General features: G+C 69.9%; 2 protein-coding genes and 1 pseudogene. 1 reads left to right on the top strand and 2 read right to left on the bottom strand.

Annotated elements, in window-relative coordinates:
- Positions 1–761: alpha/beta hydrolase (locus tag JF597_RS54455; RefSeq protein ID WP_294014552.1), on the top strand; the 761-nt coding region annotated here is incomplete at its 5' end.
- Between the two features lie 458 nt (positions 762–1,219).
- On the opposite strand, the pseudogene JF597_RS54460 reads toward JF597_RS54455, so the two are convergent.
- Together JF597_RS54460 and JF597_RS54465 are read right to left on the bottom strand one after the other, a co-directional pair.
- Positions 1,220–1,828: pseudogene (locus JF597_RS54460) on the bottom strand (SDR family oxidoreductase); the annotation flags it as partial.
- A 231-nt stretch (positions 1,829–2,059) separates the two neighbouring features.
- On the bottom strand, positions 2,060–2,887 hold an 828-nt coding region (locus tag JF597_RS54465), incomplete at its 5' end, for an AMP-binding protein (RefSeq protein WP_294014555.1).

Raw genomic sequence — 2,887 nt, forward strand, 5'->3', positions numbered from 1 at the left:
CCTCCGACTGCTGGCGGCCGGTACTGGCGGATCTCTCCGCCGACTACACCGTCGTTGCGCCGGACCTGCGCGGATACGGCCTGAGCGACAAGCCCACCAGGGGATACGACAAGCGGCGGATGGCCGCCGACATGGCCGGCCTCGTCGAGGCGCTCGGCTTCGAGCGGGCCATGGTCGTGGGCCATGACCGCGGCGCTCGCGTGGGGCACCGCTGGGCGCTGGACCATCCGGGCCAGGTGGAGCGGCTGGCCGTGCTCGACATCGTTCCCACCCGGGAGATGTTCCGCCGCCTGGACGCCTCACTCGCCTCCGGGTACTGGCACTGGCTCTTCCACATGCAGCCCGATCTGCCCGAACGTTTGGTGGGGGACGACATCCGGGGATACCTCGAGTTCTTCTTCGAGCGGTGGACCTACAACCGCCACGGACTCACGGCCGACGCGGTCGACGGCTACGTCCGTGCGTTCTCCCGTCCGGGTGCCCTGCGCGCGAGCCTCGACGACTACCGCGCCCTGGAGGAGGACATCGCGCTCGACGACATCGACGCCGCCGAAGGCCACCGCCTGACCATGCCGTTGCTGGCGCTGTGGGGTTCCGTGGGGCTGCCTGCCCGCCTGCCGACACTGGAGATCTGGCAGGACTACGCGGACGACGTCACCGGTGCCGAGATCCCGGAGTGCGGTCACTTCATCGCGGAGGAACAGCCGGAGGCCCTGTTGGCGCATCTGCGGCCGTTCCTGGCCGGTGAGACGAGCGGGTGAGCACCCCCGGTGCCGCATGACTCGGCATGTCTGCGCGGACGACAGCCCAAGAGGCGGCCCCGCCGTAACTGGCGTGGCCGCCCCTCGGTCCCGGCTTCAGGCCGCGACCGTGACACCGGGCGGAGTATCGCCCACGAGGCCGACAGCGCAGGGCGCTAGGCCTTGGGCTGCCGGGGCATCAGCGGCGCTACGGCTGCTGCCAGGGCGACCGCGCCGGCGCCGGTCCAGAATGCGGGGGTCAGGCCGGCTGCGAACTTTGAGGCGGATCCGTAGCCGCCCTGGCCGGACAAGACGGCGGCCGGCGTTGCGACGCCGATGGCGCCGGCGGCGATGCCTTGTTCTTCCGGGCGGACGGTGCTCATCACGAGGTTGGCGCTGGGGGCGAAGAACATGCCCAGGCTGATGCCGCAGACGATCAGTGCGGCGGGCAGCATGTGGCCGTCGACCTCGCGCGGCTCGCCGGCGGCGATGCCGTCGACGGCGATCCGGGCGATGTCGGTCGGATCGGACTTGGGCGCGTCGACGGCCCGGACCATGTCGGTGTCCATGTAGCCGACGTGCAGGCCGGCCACGCGGATGCCGCGGTCGGCGAGCTGGAGGCGCAGGGCGTTGGTGAGCGACCACTCGGCGGACTTGGCGGCACAGTAGGCGCCGAAGTCCGGGAAGCTGACCCAGGACAGGCCGGACAGGACGTTCAGGATCGCCCCGCCGCCGTTGGCCGTGATCTGGGGCTCGAAGGCGCGGACCACGGAGAGGGTGCCGATGTAGTGGGTGTCCATCTCCAGGCGTATGTCGTCCAGGTCGGCGGCCAGCAGATCGGCGCCGGTGGATGACCCGGCGTTGTTGACCAGGACCGTGACATCGCCGGTGGCCTCGGCGGCGGCCGCGATGGAGGCGGGGTCGGTGATGTCGAGCGCGATCGGCTTGGCGCCGGGCAGGTCGACCTGCTCGGGGTTGCGGGCGCCGGCGTAGACGGTGGCGCCGCGGCTGAGCAGTTCGGCGGCGAGGGCCCGGCCGAATCCCCGGTTGGCTCCGGTGACAAGGGCGGTGCTGGTGGAGAGGTCCATGGAAGGTCCTGGTGCAGTAGGTAATTGAATTACGATCATAATCTAAATGGAGAAGGGCGGTGATCGCAAGCGCCCAGCGCGGAGAGGATGCGCTCCGCCCCCGGTGTGCGACCGGCACGCACTCCACGCGAAAGGGGCCCGCCTACGGCCGGCAGGCCCCTTCACGGTCCGTCGAAGGCGGACTCGGAGTTTGACGATCACCTTTCCTGGCCCAGAGAAGCTGTGGACCGCTCATGAACCAAGCTGATAGCGCCGGGCGGAGAGCGCTGCGTGGCCGGCACGCAGCGAGGCCTTGTCGATCTTGCCGACCGCGTTCTTCGCGAGGGCTTCCACCACGAAGAACTCGGTCGGGCGCTTGTAGCCGGTAAGGCTGCGCGCGCAGAGGGCTCTCAGGGCCGACGGATCGACGGTCGACCCCGGTCGCGGCTGGACGTAGGCGACGACCACCTCTCCCCACTTCTCATCGGGTACGCCGATCACGGCGGCCTCGAGCACGGTCGGGTCGCCCGCCAGCACGTCCTCGATCTCCTTGGGGTAGATGTTCTCCCCACCCCGGATGATCATGTCCTTGGAGCGCCCGACCAGGGTCAGATAGCCCTCGGCGTCGAGGTGGCCCACATCCCCTGTGTGCAGCCAGCCGTCGACGATGACGCGGGCCGTTTCGTCAGGACGGCCGAGATAGCCACGCATGACGTTGGGGCCCCTCACGACGACTTCACCATCCGTCCCCGGCGTCACTTCTTTGCCGTCGGTGTCGACGATCCGGATCTCCTGGCCCGGGAAGGGAATCCCTACGGTCCCGGCGCGTCGAGGGCCGGCGACGGGGTTGATGGTGGAGCCGCAGGTCCCTTCGGACAGGCCGTACCCCTCGACGAGCGGGAACCCGTACCGGGCCTCGAACCGGGACAGCAGCTCGGCGGAGGCGGGTGCGGCGCCGCAGACGCCGAACCGCAGCGACGAGGTGTCGGGCCGGACGTCGTCCGGGAGTGCCGCGAGCATGCTGTAGATCGTCGGCACCGCGCTGAAGAAGGTGGGGCGTTCCCGCTCGACGAGTTCGAA

It is taken from the genome of Streptomyces sp. (genome assembly GCF_019510245.1).
Taxonomy (GTDB): domain Bacteria; phylum Actinomycetota; class Actinomycetes; order Streptomycetales; family Streptomycetaceae; genus Streptomyces.